Source organism: Variovorax sp. GW822-FHT04E09 (assembly GCF_058800845.1).
Genome location: NZ_JBXAMR010000005.1, coordinates 527,481 through 541,752, shown reverse-complemented (window position 1 = coordinate 541,752; position 14,272 = coordinate 527,481). Strand labels below are relative to the sequence as shown.

Genomic DNA, 14,272 nt, shown 5'->3' with positions numbered 1-14,272 from the left:
GCCTCAAGGGGCATGGGCGCACCCGCGGGGGGCGGCAAATACTCGGGGTGAGGAGCGAGGGGGTAGGTCATACGGTGGAATTGTGGCATCCCGGACAATAGGGAAATGGCCGAACCCCTCCCACGTCATCTGTTGATTCCCTTTGCCGGCCGCGGTTCCCCGGCTTGCCGCGCGGCGCTCGCCACCCTGCGGCTGCCGAACCTCGAAACCCTGCTGCTGCGCCTGACGCTCGCCGACACCGACACCCAGGACGACAGCACCCGCTCCCCGCCGCACGAACGCGCGCTGGCCCGCGCGCTCGGCCTGCCCCCCGCCGACGACGGCTGCATTCCCTGGGCCGCGCTCGAAGCCCGCAAGACCGGCCTGGCCGCGCCCGGCGACCCCGAGGCCTGGGGCCTGGTGACGCTGTGCAACTGGCAGGTCGGCATCGACGACGTGGCGCTGGGCGACCCGAGCGCCATCGAGATCGACGCCGCCGAGTCGATGGCCCTGCTGGCCGTGGCGCAGCCGTTCTTCGAGGAAGACGGCATCGCGCTCTATCCCTCCGGCACGCCCGGCCGCTGGCTCGCGCGCGCGCCCATCTTCGACGGGTTGGCCACGGCCTCCATCGACCGCGCGGTGGGGTACCCCATTTCGCAATGGTCGCCGCTGGGCGATGTCTCGCGGCCGCTGCGCCGGCTACAGAACGAGATGCAGATGCTGCTGTACACGCAGCGCGTGAACGACGAGCGCACCGCGCGCGGCGTGCCGCCGATCAATTCGTTCTGGCTCAGCGGCACCGGCGTCCTGAAGGACGGCGACCTGCCCTCGCCGCCCCTTTCGCGCACGCCGGTCGTCGACCTCGCGTTGCGCGACGCCGCGCTGCGCGACGACGGCCTGGCCTGGGCCGCCGCCTGGCAGGCGCTGGATGCCGGCGCCGTCGCCGGCCTGCTCGCCGACCTCACGCGCGGCGCCGACGTGGCGCTCTCGCTGTGCGGCGACCGCGGCGCGCAGCTTTTCACCGTGCAGCCGCGCGGCCTCGCCCGCTGGGCCAAGGGCCTGTTCGACCGCAACCGCGCCACGCAGGTGCTGGAGTCCCTATGAAGATCATTGCCCGGGACATCCCGCCGCGCACCGTCTGGGCGCTGGAACAGGCCGGCGTGCACCCGCTGCTGGCGCGCCTCTTTGCCGCGCGCGGCGTGCGCGGCAAGGACGAGCTCGACGACGGGCTCGCGCGCCTGCTGCCGCCCGACACGCTGCGCGGCACGCGCGAAGCCGCCGTGCTGCTGGCCGACGCCATCGCGCAGGACAAGCGCCTGTGCATCGTGGCCGACTACGACTGCGACGGCGCCACCGCCTGCGCGGTCGGCGTGCGCGGCCTGCGCCTGCTGGGCGGCAAGCACGTGAGCTACCTCGTGCCCGACCGCGTGGTCGACGGCTACGGCCTGACACCGCCGATTGCCGAGCGCGTGGCCAATGCCGGCGCCGACATGCTGATCACCGTCGACAACGGCATCGCCAGCGTCGAGGGCGTGGCCGCCGCCAAGGCGCGCGGCCTGCAGGTGCTGGTGACCGACCACCACCTGCCCGGCCCCGAGCTGCCCCTGGCCGACGTGATGGTGAACCCGAACCAGCCCGGCTGCGAGTTCGAAAGCAAGAGCATCGCCGGCGTCGGCGTGATGTTCTACGTGCTGCTCGCGCTGCGCTCCGAACTGCGCACGCGCGGCGTGTTCGACACCGCCACGCAGCCCAAGCTCGATGCGCTGCTGCCGCTGGTGGCGCTGGGCACCGTGGCCGACGTGGTGAAGCTCGACGCCAACAACCGCCGCCTCGTGGCGCAGGGCCTGCGCCGCATCCGTGCGGGCGCGATGCCGGCCGGCGTGGCAGCGCTGTTCAAGGCCGCGGGGCGCACCGCCTCGGCCGCGACCACCTTCGATTTCGGCTTTGCCCTCGGCCCGCGCATCAACGCGGCCGGCCGGCTGGCCGACATGACGCTGGGCATCGAGTGCCTGCTGACCGACGACGCCGGCCGCGCCGACGAACTCGCGCGCATGCTCGACGGCATCAACCGCGAGCGGCGCGACATCGAGGGCGGCATGCGCGACCAGGCCCTGCTGCTGGCCGAGTCGCTGTTCGCCGCCGATGGCGAAGGCGTGGAAGCGCCGCCGCCGGCCATCAGCGTGTTCGGCGCGGACTTCCACGAAGGCGTGGTGGGCATCGTGGCCTCGCGCATCAAGGACCGCTTCCATCGCCCGACCTTCGTGTTCGCGGCCAGCGCGGCGCCGGGCAAGGAGCAGGAGCTGAAGGGCTCGGGCCGCTCGATTCCGGGCTTTCACCTGCGCGATGCGCTCGACCTCGTGGCCAAGCGCCACCCCGGCGTGCTGCTGCGCTTCGGCGGCCACGCGATGGCCGCAGGCTGCACCGTGGCGCGCGAGCACTTTCCTGTCTTCGAGCGCGCACTGGCCCAGGTGGCCGGCGAATGGCTGGCCGAGGCCGCGCTCACGCGCCAGATCGAGACCGACGGGCCGATCGCGCGCGAGTACATGCGCATCGACCTCGTCGACACGCTGCACCGCGAGGTCTGGGGCCAGGGCTTCGCGCCGCCCACCTTCAGCGAAGAGGTCGAGGTGGTGTCGCAGCGGCTGGTGGGCGAGAAGCACCTGGCGCTCAAGCTCAAGCACCAGGGCCAGCCCATCGACGCGATCTGGTTCAGCCACACCGAGCCGCTGCCGCCACGCGTGAAGCTGGCGTTCCGGCTCGATGCGGACGAGTGGCAAGGGGTGCGACGGTTGCGCTTTCTGGTCGAAGGCGCGGAGGTGTGACGCGGGCGGCCTAGACTGGGCGTCCATACATTCGAACGGGCACTCTCGAATGCAGCAAGAAGCCATCTCGGCCCACGACATTTTTCCGCACATCCGTGTCGTGATGGGCATGGTCATCGGCCTGGGCGTGACCCGGCTGCTGTCGGGCGTCGCGCGCATCGTGCAGCACCCGACGCAGTACCGGCTCTACGCCGTGCACCTGGCCTGGGTCGCCTCGGTGCTGCTGGCGCTGGTGCATTTCTGGTGGTGGGAGTTCGGCCTGTACCAGATCGACAGCTGGACCTTCGGCACCTACGCCTTCATCGTCAGCTACGCGATCCTGCTCTTCTTGCTGTGCGCGCTGCTCTTTCCCGACAGCATGCAGGACTACGCGAGCTACCGCGACTACTTCTACGCCCGCCGCGCGTGGTTCTTCGGCTTGCTGGCCGCGACCTACCTGCTCGACGTGGTCGACACGCTGATCAAAGGCGAGGCGCACTTCGCCCGCTTTGCGATGGAGTACCTCATCCGCACGCCCATCCTCGTGGGCCTGTGCATCGCGGCGGCCCGCTCCGCCAACCCGCGCTTTCACACGGCCTTCGTCGCGGGCACGCTGGCTTACCAGCTGTCGTGGATCTTCCGGCTCTTCGACACCTTGGATTGAGCCGCTGCGGCCAACAGGAACAGGACCTGCGTCCATGAGGGCAGGCTAGTATCCACGTCCTTCAACCGATACGGACCCTACCTACCGCCGTGAGCACCCTGCCCCCTTGTCCCCAATGCCATTCGGAATTCACCTACGAAGACGGCCTCAACCTTGTCTGCCCCGAATGCGCTCACGAATGGTCCGCCTCGGGCGCTGCCGCCGAAAGCGCGGCCGATGAGGGCCGGGTCATCAAGGATTCGGTCGGCAACGTGCTGAACGACGGCGACACCGTCACCGTCATCAAGGACCTCAAGGTCAAGGGCTCGTCGCTGGTCGTGAAGGTCGGCACCAAGGCGAAGAACATCCGCCTGATCGACGGCGATCACGACATCGATTGCAAGATCGACGGCATTGGCGCGATGAAGCTGAAGTCGGAATTCGTGCGCAAGGCGTAAGACCGGCCTGGCTCATGCGGCGCAGCGTCTCGCTGTCCGTTCGTCACGCCGGTGCCGCGCGGACTTCCTAGCTGGCCAATTCCCGGCAGCGCGCGGCGTCCAGCGCATGGCCGCAGGCATGGAACTCCCGCGCCGCCGCGGCGAAGCCTTCGCGCGCGGCAGCGACACGGCCGGTGGCCCGTTCGATGTGGGCCTGCGCCTCGTGCAGCGACGCGTACCAGGCCGGCAGTTTCATCACCACGTTGGCCAGGTATTCGGACTGCTGCTGGTGGCTGGCCGCCAGGTCCAGTTCGTGCGCCCTCGCGGCCGCGATGGTGGCCGGGATGGCGAAGGTGATGCGGCAGCCGGGGCAGCTTTCCAGCGGGCCGCGCACGTTGGCCTCGGCCTCCTCCAGCACGCCCAGCGCGGCCTCGGGCTGCGTGGCCATCGCGATGCGGGTGCCGTAGATGCGGTCCAGCAGGTGGAAGCCGACGTCGGACTGGCGCGCGACATCGAGCGCTTCGTCGAGCAGGCCGCGCGCCCGGTCCATCTGCCCACGGTAGATCGCCAGTTCGGAGCGGCGCTGCAGCGACAGCGCTTCGCCGGTCGCGCCGCCGATCGCGCGGTGCATGCGCCCGCCGGCCACCAGGTCCTGCTCGGCGGCGTCGAGCTGCCCGCTGAGCAGCCAGGCCTCGCCGCGCAGCGTGACCGCGAACGCATGCCCGCGCGCCGCGCCCAGCCGCTGCGCTTCCGTGGCCAGCGCATCGGCGAACGCGATGACCTCGGCATACGGCCGCGAGCCGTACAAAAAGCGCTGCGTGATGCACAGGTGGCCGTCGAACACGCGCACCGCCAGCTGCGGCAGGTGGCTCGTCTCCTTGAGGTCGGCCCACACGCTGCCGTGCAGGTCGCCGCGCGCGTGCGCCGCCGCAGCCTGCGACCAGGAGGCGATCACGAGCGTGCCTTCGTCGCCGGTCTCCAAGGCGATCCGGCGCACTTCGGCCGACCGGCGCGTGCCTTCGGCGGGGTCCCCGAAGCCCAGGGCCGCCGCGCCGCTGTAGGCCAGCGCTTCGGCGAGGCGCCCCGCCACCGTGGTGGGATGCACATCCTTCAGATACTGCAGGGCGCCGGGCGGATCGCTCATCTTCACTTGCGCCAAGGCCCGCTTGGCGCGCAGTTCGTGGGACAGCGCGTCCGGCGCGACGGCGGCGGCCGCATCGTAGGCGGCCAACGTGCCGGGCCGGCCCAGCGCGTCCAGGGACTCGGCACGCAGCGCCAATGCTTCCGGCTGCGCCGCCCGGTGCACGAGCAGCGGCTCGACGTGGCGCAACACGTCCTCGTAAGCGCCGAGGCGAAAGGCCTGGCGCGCAGCCGCCAGCGCACACGGCATCGCCTGCTCGGCGTCGCCCGCGGCGAGCCAGTGATGGCCCACCAGGCCCGGTGCCGCACCGCCTTGCGCGAGCCGGGCCGCCACGTCGCGATGCAGCAGCACACGCCGGTGCGGCGGGATGCCTTCGGCCAGCGCGTCCCGCACGAGTGCGTGGCGGAAGCGGTAGCGGCCATCGGCCACCACCAGCACGCCTGCGGTCAACGCCTGGTCGAGCCGCGCCAACGCGTCGTGGCCCTCGTCGGCGGCCAGCGCCACGGCCGTGGCCACGTCGAAATCCTCGGCCGACAGGGCCAACCGGCGCAAGACCTCCGTCGTACCGGGGTCCAGGTCGCACAGGCGTTCGGCCAGGGCCGACGACAGGCTGCGGGACATCACCGCCGTGGCGCCGTCTGAGGTGGCCGCACCGCGCGCGAGCTCGACCACGGCAAACGGCAGGCCTTCGGCACGACGCGCGATGGCGGTGGCGGCCTCGGCCGTCATCGGTGCATCGGCTGAGCGGGCCGCGAGCAGTGCCGCTTCCTCCTCGGACAGTGGGCCCAGTTCAAGGGCCTCCAGCTGGCCGGCACGTTGCAGGCGCGAGGTGTTCCGATCCAGCAGCGGCGGCAGCGCGTGCCGGCATGCGAGCAGCACGAACACCGGGGGGCCGCTCGCCGCCAGTTGCGTCAGCGCCTGGGCGCTCGCATCGTCCGCCGCGTGCGCATCGTCGACGATGAGCAGCACCGGCTTTTGCGCGGCGGTGGCCAGCAGCAGCCGGCGCACGGCACCCACCATCTGGTGGCGCCCGAGCGGCAAGGCCAGCGGTTTCACGTCGCCCGAGGCGGTCATCTGCGCCAGCACAGCCTGAGCGTGCGCACCGATGGCCTGCGCCGCGTCCGGCAGTTCGCCGAGCAAGGGCTCCACCAGGTCGGCCGCGATGCCGTAGGGCCGGGTCCAGTCGCCGGCCTGCAACGAGCGCACCTGCCAACCCAGGCCCCGCGCTTCTTCGGCGACACGGCGGCAGAACGCGGTCTTGCCCATTCCCGCCGGTGCGCGCACCACCGCGCCCCCCGGCCGGCCCGCGAGGCTGGCGCGCAGCCACCCCAGGACACGCACCAGCTCCATGGCACGGCCGACGAAACGCGGCGCGGCGCCTTCCAGGCCCGCCACGCATTCGCGGTACAGCACCTCGGCCGACGGGCCGGGACGCATGTCCAGGGTCTGCTGCAGATGGTCGCGCAGGTGGCCGTACCAGCGCAGCGCCGAAGAGCGCCGCCCGGCCGCCAGTTCCTCGCGCATCAACTGGACATGGGCTGCCTCGTCGGTGGGGTCTTCACGCACCAGCCGTTCCAGGTCGCCGGTCTGGCGCAGCAACCGCAGGAACTTGTCGCGCAACCGCTGGCGCGGCGCCTCGGTCCAGGCTTCGTAGCGGGCGTCCGGCAGGAGGTCGCCGCCGTAGAGCTGCGCGGCCGCCTTGCAGGCCTGCGGATCGCCGCTGCGCAGGGCCTCGTCCGCTGCGCGCTCGAACTGCTCGGCGTCGCACGCCACCGCATCGTGGTCGGGCAACAGGAAAACCCGGCCGCCTCGCAGCACCACGGCGTCGGGCTGGCCGATGAACTGGCGCGCGTGGTGCGCGGCCTTGCGCAGGTTGGCGCTGCCCGCGTCGGGGTCCAGGTGCGGCCACAGGGCCTCCACCACCTGCTCGTTCGCCAGGCTGCGTCCGGGCTGCAGCGCCAGCAGCTGCAGCAGCTCGGCGGCGCGCCGGGTCAGCGGCACTGATGGAATCTGCGGGTCGTCGCCGGCCACGCTCAGGTGGAACGGGCCCAGCAGCCGGATGGACACGGCTTCGGACGGCGGAGTCGGTGGGGGCGACATCGCGATTCCTTTCCCCCGGCACGGGCCGGGAACGTTTCAGGAACGCCAAGCGTGGAGCATCAGTATGCCGTCTATCGAATCTGGCGGGTGCAACGAATAGACGCATCACCCTCGCGCCCGCGGACCCTCAAGGAGTACCTCATGCATATCGCAAAAGACGAAGTCGACGTGAAGATGGAAATTCCCGGTGCCCTGATCCGGCAGCGTTTGAATTTCGGCGACGCGACCGGCTACAGCAAGATCAGCGGCGAGTACTTCACGCTGTCGGCGGGCGTCGACACGACGCCGCTCTTCCAGGGCCTGAACAACCACAACTCCTGCCAGTGCCCGCACTGGGGGTTCGTGCTCAAGGGCCAGATCACCACCACCGACGACGCCGGGGAGCAGGAGACCGTCCAGGCCAACGACCTGTTCTATTGGCCGCCCGGCCACAACGTCAAGGTCGACGCCGACGCGGAGATCGTGATGTTCAGCCCGCAACACGAGCACACGCACGTGATCGACCACATGATCGAGAAGGTGAAGTCATGAACCCGAACAAGGCCCTCTGGGAAAAAGGCGACTTCACCCGCATCGCCGAGAGCATGCGCGAGAGCGGTGAAGACGTCGTGCGGCACGCCCGCATCACGCCCGGCATGAAGGTGCTGGACCTCGGCTGCGGCGACGGGAACACCGCCATCCCGGCCGCCAAGCTCGGCGCGCAGGTGCTGGGCGTGGACATCGCCGCCAACCTGGTCGCCGCGGGCAACCGGCGGGCGGCCCAGGCCGGGCTGTCGGCCAGCTGCCGGTTCGAGGAAGGGGACGCCTGCGAGCTGCGGTTGGAGAACAAGTCCTTCGACCTCGTCATCAGCATGTTCGGCGCCATGTTCGCGCCCAAGCCCTTCGACGTGGCACGGGAGATGGTGCGTGTCACGCGTCCGGGCGGCCGCATCCTCATGGGCAACTGGATCCCGAACGACCCGACGCTGGTGGCGCAGATCCTGAAGATCAGTTCGTCGTATGCGCCTCCGCCGCCCGAGGGTTTCGTGAGCCCGATGGGCTGGGGCTCGACCCCGAACATCATCGAGCGCTTCGGCGCGGCGGGCGTTGCTTCGGAGGCCATCAGCTGGGAACGCGACAGCTACATCTTCGACTTCAAAGGCTCGGCGGCGGAATTCGTCGACACCTTCCGGCAGTTCTATGGCCCGACCATGAACGCATTCGACGCGGCAGCCCAGGCGGGGCGCACCGACGAACTGCGCACGGAGCTGGTGACGCTGTTCCAGAGCCAGAACCAGAGCCAGTACCCCAACACCTGCCTGATCGCCGCGACGTTCCTGCGGGTGACGGTGGAGGTGGGCTGATCCGCGGCGTTCCGTCGGCTTCTGCGGCCGGTCCGGACCGCCGGACAGGTCGAGGGAGACAAAGAAAAAGCCCGGCAACGCAGGACGTTGTCGGGCTTTTTTGATTGGTGCCGCTTGTCGGAATCGAACTGACGACCTTCCGCTTACAAGGCGGGTGCTCTACCAATTGAGCTAAAGCGGCTGAAAGAAAGCAGTGCTGGCGACGATTCTAAGCGGCCGGCTTTGGGGCCGACCGCGTCGTCACTTGACGCGCTTGAGCGACGGCCGGGTGCCGCCACCGGCCGGTGGGCGCGGCGGCTCGTCGGTCGGGTCGGAAGGCGCCGAGCCGGCGTCGACCGTCTCGTCGCCCTCTTCGCCCGTCACCAGATGGAACACCTTGCTGGCGTCGCCTTCGGTGCCGCGCGAGGCATCGCGCAGCGGCATGCGCGGCGCGCTGTTCGGCGAAGCAGCGGCCGTGGTGGCGTCATCGCCATCGTCGGACGTGGTGGCGGTCGGCACGGGGGCCGGGAACGCCATGCCCTGTCCGTTCTCACGGGCGTAGATCGCGATCACACGGCCGACCGGCACGCTGATCTCGCGCGCCGTGCCGGCGAAGCGGGCCTTGAACTCGATGAAGTCGTTGCCCAGCTTCAGCGAGCTGGTCGCGTCGAAGCTGATGTTCAGCACGATCTCGCCGTTCTTCACGTACTCGCGCGGCACCTGGACGGTGTCGTCGACCAGCACCGCGACATAGGGCGTGAACCCGTTGTCGGTGCACCACTCGTACAGCGCCCGGATGAGGTACGGGCGGGTGGAAGAGGACTCGAGCGCGTTGATCATGAAAGGCGGCGAAAAACGAAGGAAGCAAGCACGCAGCTTACTTACTTTCGCATGACCTTTTCGGAAGGCGTCAGTGCTTCGATGTAGGCCGGGCGCGAGAAGATGCGCTCGGCGTACTTCAGCAGCGGTGCCGCGTTCTTGCTCAGGTCGATGCCGTAGTAGTCGAGGCGCCACAGCAGCGGTGCGATGGCCACGTCGAGCATCGAGAAGTTGTCGCCCAGCATGTACTTGTTCTTGAGGAACACGGGCGCGAGCTGCGTGAGGCGGTCGCGGATGTGCGAGCGGGCCTTTTCGAGCGCCTTCTCGTTGCCCTTGGCGGTGCGGTTCTCGAGCGTGGCGACGTGCACGAACAGTTCCTTCTCGAAGTTGAGCAGGAACAGGCGCACGCGGGCGCGGTCGACCGGGTCGCCGGGCATCAGCTGCGGGTGCGGGAAGCGCTCGTCGATGTACTCGTTGATGATGTTCGACTCGTACAGGATCAGGTCGCGCTCGACCAGGATCGGCACCTGGCCATACGGGTTCATCACGCTGATGTCTTCGGGCTTGTTGTAGAGATCGACGTCGCGGATCTCGAAGTCCATGCCCTTTTCGAACAACACGAAGCGGCAGCGGTGGGAGAAGGGGCAGGTCGTTCCTGAATACAAGACCATCATGGCGAGAGACTCCTAAAAATCAAAAAGAGTGGGTCGCCTGGGCAACCCACTCTGTGGGACCGGACGCACGAGGCGCCCGGTCGGCGTGAACGGAATTACTTGACGTCTTTCCAGTACGAGGCGTTCAGTCGCCATACGAAAACCACCGACATGGCCAGGAACAGCAGCACCCACACGCCGATGCGCACGCGGGTGTTCTGTGCCGGCTCGGCCATCCACTGCAGGTAGCCGACGAGGTCGCCCACTGCGCTGTCGAACTGCACCGGGGTCAGCGTGCCGGGGGTCACTTGCTCCCACTTGCCCGTGAACACGTCGGTGGCATGACCGTGCTGCTCGACCTTGGCGTGCACCGGCAGGCGCTCGCCCTGCAGTTCCCACAGCGGGTTCGGCATGGCGACGCTCGGGAACAGCAGGTTGTTCCAGCCGGTGGCCTTGGTGTCGTCGCGGTAGAAGCTGCGCAGGAAGGTGTACAGGTAGTCGGGGCCCGTGCCGCCGTGGCCGGCGCGCGAACGTGCGACCAACGTCAGGTCGGGCGGCGTGGTGCCGAACCATTCCTTGGCCTGGCGCGCGTCGATGTTGGCCTTCATGGTCTCGCCGACCTTGTCGGTCGTGAACAGAAGGTTGTCCTTGATCTGCTGCTCGCTGATGCCGATGTCCTGCAGGCGGTTGTAGCGCATGAAGGCGGCCGAGTGGCAGTTCAGGCAGTAGTTGACGAACAGCTTGGCGCCGTTCTGCAGGGCCGCCACGTCGGTGGTCTTGTTGGGCGACTTGTCCCACGCCAGACCGCCCGATTCGGCGGATGCGGCCGCGGAGAAGGTCAGGCCCAGTGCCAAACCCATGACAGCGAGCCAGCCGGAAATTCTTTTCTTCATCGTGTTTCTCTCAAGCTCTCTTGCACTTGCGCGCGCATCAATGGGCGGCGAAGACCACGCGCTCGGGCACGGTCTTGAATTCGCCCTTGCGGCTCCACCACGGCATCAGCAGGAAGAAGCCGAAGTAGAAGAGCGTGCCGATCTGCGAGATGGTCTGGGCGATGTCCAGGGCGAACGAGCCGATGACCAGGTTGCCCCAGACGCCGGGCGCCTGGATGCCGAGGTAACCCAGGATCAGGAACAGGAACACGAACACGCCGTAGACATACTTGTGCCAGCTCGGACGGTAGCGGATCGACTTGACTTCGCTGTGGTCGAGCCACGGCAGGAAGAACAGGATGATGACCGAGCCGCCCATGATGACCACGCCCCAGAACTTGGCGTCGAAGGTCTTGAGCAGGAAGATCACGACGGCGGCCACGACCACCGCGGCAACCTTGAGGCCCATGCCCGACTTGCCCTTGATGAAGTTCCAGACGGCGGCGGCCGCGATGATCAGCGCGAACACGTTGACCATGTCGTCGGTGGTGGCGCGCAGCATCGAATAGAACGGCGTGAAGTACCAGACCGGAGCGATGTGGTTCGGCGTCTTCAGCGAGTCGGCCGGGATGAAGTTGTTGTACTCCAGGAAGTACCCACCGGCTTCAGGCGCGAAGAAGATCACGGCCGAGAAGATCGTGAGGAACACCACCACGCCGAAGATGTCGTGCACCGTGTAGTACGGGTGCGACGGGATGCCGTCGAGCGGATGGCCATCGGGACCGCGCTTGGCCTTGATCTCGATGCCGTCGGGGTTGTTCGACCCCACTTCGTGCAGCGCGATCAGGTGGGCCACCACGAGGCCGAGCAGCACCAGCGGCACGGCGATGACGTGGAAGCTGAAGAAGCGGTTCAGCGTGGCGTCGCTCACGACGTAGTCGCCGCGGATCAGCAGGGCCAGGTCAGGACCGATGAAGGGGATGGCAGCGAACAGGTTCACGATCACCTGGGCGCCCCAGTAGGACATCTGGCCCCACGGCAGCAGGTAGCCCATGAAGGCTTCGGCCATCAGGCACAGGAAGATCGCGCAGCCGAAGACCCAGATCAGCTCGCGCGGCTTGCGGTAGCTGCCGTACATGAGGCCGCGGAACATGTGCAGGTACACCACGATGAAGAACGCCGAGGCGCCCGTCGAGTGGATGTAGCGGATCAGCCAGCCCCAGGGCACGTCGCGCATGATGTACTCGACCGATGCGAACGCCTGGTTCGCGTCGGGCTTGTAGTGCATGACGAGGAAGATGCCGGTCACGATCTGGATCACGAGGACCAGCATCGCGAGCGAGCCGAAGATGTACCAGAAGTTGAAATTCTTCGGTGCGTAGTACTTGCCCCACTGGTCGTTCCAGAGCTTGGTCAGCGGGAAGCGGTTGTCGACCCAGTTGAGCAGCTTCTCGCCGGCGGGAGCGTTGGGGGAAACTTCGTGAAATTCAGCCATGTTCGTGGTCTCCCTCAGGCCTTCTTGCTGTCGTCGCCGATGAGCAGGCGCGTGTCGGACAGGTACATGTGCGGAGGCACAGGGAGGTTGTCAGGAGCGGGCTTGTTCTTGAAGACGCGGCCGGCGAGGTCGAACGTGGAACCGTGGCAAGGGCAGAGGAAGCCGCCTTCCCAGTCGTTCGGCAGCGAGGGTTGCGGGCCGGCCTGCAGGCGGTCGACCGGCGAGCAGCCGAGGTGGGTGCAGATGCCGACCACGACCAGCACATCGGGCTTGATCGAACGGTGGCCGTTCTGTGCGTACTTGGGCGTGAATTCGTCGGGGTGACGCTTGGAGAGCGGATCGGCGAGCTGGCCGTCCAGCTTGGCGAGTTCGGCGACCTGGTCAGGGCTGCGCTTGAGGATCCAGACGGGCTTGCCGCGCCATTCGACGGTGATCTTTTCGCCGACCTTGAGGGCCGAGATGTCCACTTCGACCGCGGCGCCCGCGGCCTTGGCCTTTTCGGACGGCTGGAATGTGCTCACAAAAGGGATTGCGGTGGCCACGCCGCCCGCTACGCCGGCACAGCTGGATGCGATCAACCACGTCCGCTTGCTTGTGTCGATCCGGGGCGAGCCGGAGGTCATGTCACTCATGGGGATCCTCTAAGTCTTCTTCGCTGGAGCAGGGGCTGACCTTTGCCACAGCAAGGTCAACCCGAGATTGTAGCGGGGCGCAAAAGGGTTTTTCAATGATTGCCGCGCGTGCGCACGGCGCCGCAGCACGTGCGCGACAGCACGCGACGGCCCTCGGCGCTCAGCTCAGCAGCCCGTACTGGGTCGCCTGCCGAACGGCCTGGGTGCGCGACTTGACGGCCAGCTTGCGGTAGATCCGCTTGGCGTGGAACTCGACTGTGTTGATCGAGAGGCAGATCGCTTCAGCAATCTGCCGATTGCTCCAGCCTTGCGCGATCAGGCGCAGCACATTGAGCTCCCGAGGTGACAGCAGCCCGGGAGCAGGCATCGGGGGCGAGACCGTGTCGCCGTCGCGCAGCGCGGACTCGACACCCTCCGGTTTCGCGGACGCCGCAATCAGGCCGAGAACACGACGCGCGACGCGAGCGTCCATCGGCGAACCGCCGCGCTCGATCGAGCGCAGCAAGAAAGAGAGTTCGGCATCGTCGGTGCTCGTCAGCAGATAGCCAGAGGCTCCTGACGAGATCGCGGCCTCGACCAGCAGGCGGTCGTCGTCCTTTGACATGGCGATGGCGTCGATCTGCGGGTAGGCGCGCCGCAGGTGCGACAGGAGTGCGACGCCGCCATCGTCAGTCAGGTGCATGTCGACCAGCACCAGGTCGTAGGGCAACGCGGCCAGCAGACGGATCGCTTCCGTGTGCGTGGAGGCGATCACGACGCGGCGCCCCGGGGCCAGATCGCAAAGAAGGCGTCGCATGCGGTCGGCCAGGGCCAGGTCGCCCTCGACGATCAGGGCACCGAAGAAGGCACAGCCCAGGGCGGCGTACCGGCCAGTGAGTGCCGGCGCCGAGTGTGCGCTGCTGGCGGACAGGTGACTCATCATGAGCAGACGCCTCCGATCACGCTACCGGCCGCGCGCCCGCACACTCGCACACCCTTCGATACCCCACCTTCAGACAATCGAACCACGCATATCCCCTTGTTGTGCCCCGCGGCCTACCTTGAATGTCAACTTTCGTTTCGGGGTACTGCAGGAACGATGCCTGGGAGGCGGCCATGCGGCCCATCGCAACGATAGTTCGGCCAGTGTGTTGATTTCATTGAAGAAATGCGGCGACAACGACCGAGGCCTTATCGCTGGGGCTGCGCATCAGTCGCCGTCGTTACGGCCATCCTGGACGGAACGTTACGTAGCATTGAGATACACATGCACCCGTCACACTCATCCACAACAATCGAGGCAATACGCGGTTACAAGGAGGCCGTGGCAAACGCCTCATCCTCCAGGCCAAATTAGTTGCGGCACACTTCTGATGCTGCTAACCTCAAGTCAAGAGCA

Annotated in this window: 13 protein-coding genes and 1 tRNA gene; 6 read left to right on the top strand and 8 right to left on the bottom strand. The window is 67.8% G+C overall.

The genetic code is table 11. The features are described 5' to 3' along the window. Positions 1 to 105 precede the first annotated feature (105 nt). The 4 genes from AC1RL8_RS22665 (at position 106) to AC1RL8_RS22650 (ending at position 3,881) form a co-directional block, all read left to right on the top strand. The gene (locus AC1RL8_RS22665) at positions 106 to 1,083 is read left to right on the top strand and encodes a hypothetical protein (protein ID WP_492686138.1); all 978 of its coding nucleotides are present in this window, start codon (positions 106 to 108) and stop codon (positions 1,081 to 1,083) included. Beyond that, entirely contained in the window at positions 1,080 to 2,801 is a 1,722-nt protein-coding gene (recJ, locus tag AC1RL8_RS22660) for a single-stranded-DNA-specific exonuclease RecJ (protein WP_070059895.1), read from the top strand. The genes AC1RL8_RS22665 and recJ overlap by 4 nt, the downstream gene beginning before the upstream one ends. A 49-nt stretch (positions 2,802 to 2,850) precedes the next feature. Continuing rightward, a complete protein-coding gene (locus AC1RL8_RS22655; RefSeq protein ID WP_062473695.1) occupies positions 2,851 to 3,444 on the top strand; it encodes a hypothetical protein in 594 nt (197 codons plus the stop codon). A gap of 89 nt (positions 3,445 to 3,533) precedes the next feature. Beyond that, positions 3,534 to 3,881, top strand: coding sequence for a zinc ribbon domain-containing protein YjdM (locus AC1RL8_RS22650; RefSeq protein ID WP_095743821.1), 348 nt, complete (start codon positions 3,534 to 3,536; stop codon positions 3,879 to 3,881). 67 nt (positions 3,882 to 3,948) lie between these two features. On the opposite strand, the gene AC1RL8_RS22645 is transcribed toward AC1RL8_RS22650, so the two are convergent. Then, positions 3,949 to 7,101 (bottom strand): ATP-binding protein, encoded by a 3,153-nt coding sequence (locus tag AC1RL8_RS22645; protein WP_492686139.1) that lies wholly within the window; start codon positions 7,099 to 7,101, stop codon positions 3,949 to 3,951. A gap of 141 nt (positions 7,102 to 7,242) precedes the next feature. Between AC1RL8_RS22645 and AC1RL8_RS22640 the strand changes: the two genes are divergently transcribed. Together AC1RL8_RS22640 and AC1RL8_RS22635 are read left to right on the top strand one after the other, a co-directional pair. Beyond that, positions 7,243 to 7,632: a cupin domain-containing protein gene (locus AC1RL8_RS22640; RefSeq protein ID WP_095949916.1), complete on the top strand. Its 390-nt coding sequence runs from the start codon at positions 7,243 to 7,245 to the stop codon at positions 7,630 to 7,632. Continuing rightward, a complete protein-coding gene (locus AC1RL8_RS22635) occupies positions 7,629 to 8,444 on the top strand; it encodes a class I SAM-dependent methyltransferase (RefSeq protein WP_492686140.1) in 816 nt (271 codons plus the stop codon). The genes AC1RL8_RS22640 and AC1RL8_RS22635 overlap by 4 nt, the downstream gene beginning before the upstream one ends. 105 nt (positions 8,445 to 8,549) lie before the next feature. On the opposite strand, the gene AC1RL8_RS22630 is transcribed toward AC1RL8_RS22635, so the two are convergent. The 7 genes from AC1RL8_RS22630 to AC1RL8_RS22600 all read right to left on the bottom strand — a co-directional run bounded on the left by AC1RL8_RS22630 (position 8,550) and on the right by AC1RL8_RS22600 (position 13,816). Next, a tRNA-Thr gene (locus tag AC1RL8_RS22630) sits at positions 8,550 to 8,625 on the bottom strand. 59 nt (positions 8,626 to 8,684) lie between these two features. Next, positions 8,685 to 9,263, bottom strand: a complete 579-nt coding sequence (locus AC1RL8_RS22625) for a ClpXP protease specificity-enhancing factor (RefSeq protein ID WP_492686141.1) — start codon at positions 9,261 to 9,263, stop codon at positions 8,685 to 8,687. Between the two features lie 41 nt (positions 9,264 to 9,304). Next, positions 9,305 to 9,916 (bottom strand): glutathione S-transferase N-terminal domain-containing protein, encoded by a 612-nt coding sequence (locus tag AC1RL8_RS22620; protein WP_062473683.1) that lies wholly within the window; start codon positions 9,914 to 9,916, stop codon positions 9,305 to 9,307. A 95-nt stretch (positions 9,917 to 10,011) separates the two neighbouring features. Next, positions 10,012 to 10,788, bottom strand: coding sequence for a cytochrome c1 (locus tag AC1RL8_RS22615; protein ID WP_062473681.1), 777 nt, complete (start codon positions 10,786 to 10,788; stop codon positions 10,012 to 10,014). A gap of 37 nt (positions 10,789 to 10,825) precedes the next feature. Then, positions 10,826 to 12,262, bottom strand: coding sequence for a cytochrome b (locus AC1RL8_RS22610; protein ID WP_070059900.1), 1,437 nt, complete (start codon positions 12,260 to 12,262; stop codon positions 10,826 to 10,828). A 14-nt stretch (positions 12,263 to 12,276) separates the two neighbouring features. Next, positions 12,277 to 12,894, bottom strand: a complete 618-nt coding sequence (gene petA, locus AC1RL8_RS22605) for a ubiquinol-cytochrome c reductase iron-sulfur subunit (protein ID WP_062473677.1) — start codon at positions 12,892 to 12,894, stop codon at positions 12,277 to 12,279. Positions 12,895 to 13,054: 160 nt separating this feature from the next. After that, entirely contained in the window at positions 13,055 to 13,816 is a 762-nt protein-coding gene (locus AC1RL8_RS22600) for a LuxR C-terminal-related transcriptional regulator (RefSeq protein WP_492686142.1), read from the bottom strand. Positions 13,817 to 14,272 lie beyond the last annotated feature (456 nt).

Bases quoted from the DNA above. Each gene is read 5' to 3' on its own strand.
- AC1RL8_RS22665 (WP_492686138.1), top strand. From the start codon at position 106: ATGGCCGAACCCCTCCCACGTCATCTGTTGATTCCCTTTGCCGGCCGC.
- recJ (WP_070059895.1), top strand. From the start codon at position 1,080: ATGAAGATCATTGCCCGGGACATCCCGCCGCGCACCGTCTGGGCGCTG.
- AC1RL8_RS22655 (WP_062473695.1), top strand. From the start codon at position 2,851: ATGCAGCAAGAAGCCATCTCGGCCCACGACATTTTTCCGCACATCCGT.
- AC1RL8_RS22645 (WP_492686139.1), bottom strand. From the start codon at position 7,101: ATGTCGCCCCCACCGACTCCGCCGTCCGAAGCCGTGTCCATCCGGCTG.
- AC1RL8_RS22640 (WP_095949916.1), top strand. From the start codon at position 7,243: ATGCATATCGCAAAAGACGAAGTCGACGTGAAGATGGAAATTCCCGGT.
- AC1RL8_RS22635 (WP_492686140.1), top strand. From the start codon at position 7,629: ATGAACCCGAACAAGGCCCTCTGGGAAAAAGGCGACTTCACCCGCATC.
- AC1RL8_RS22625 (WP_492686141.1), bottom strand. From the start codon at position 9,263: ATGATCAACGCGCTCGAGTCCTCTTCCACCCGCCCGTACCTCATCCGG.
- AC1RL8_RS22620 (WP_062473683.1), bottom strand. From the start codon at position 9,916: ATGATGGTCTTGTATTCAGGAACGACCTGCCCCTTCTCCCACCGCTGC.
- AC1RL8_RS22615 (WP_062473681.1), bottom strand. From the start codon at position 10,788: ATGAAGAAAAGAATTTCCGGCTGGCTCGCTGTCATGGGTTTGGCACTG.
- AC1RL8_RS22610 (WP_070059900.1), bottom strand. From the start codon at position 12,262: ATGGCTGAATTTCACGAAGTTTCCCCCAACGCTCCCGCCGGCGAGAAG.
- petA (WP_062473677.1), bottom strand. From the start codon at position 12,894: ATGAGTGACATGACCTCCGGCTCGCCCCGGATCGACACAAGCAAGCGG.
- AC1RL8_RS22600 (WP_492686142.1), bottom strand. From the start codon at position 13,816: ATGATGAGTCACCTGTCCGCCAGCAGCGCACACTCGGCGCCGGCACTC.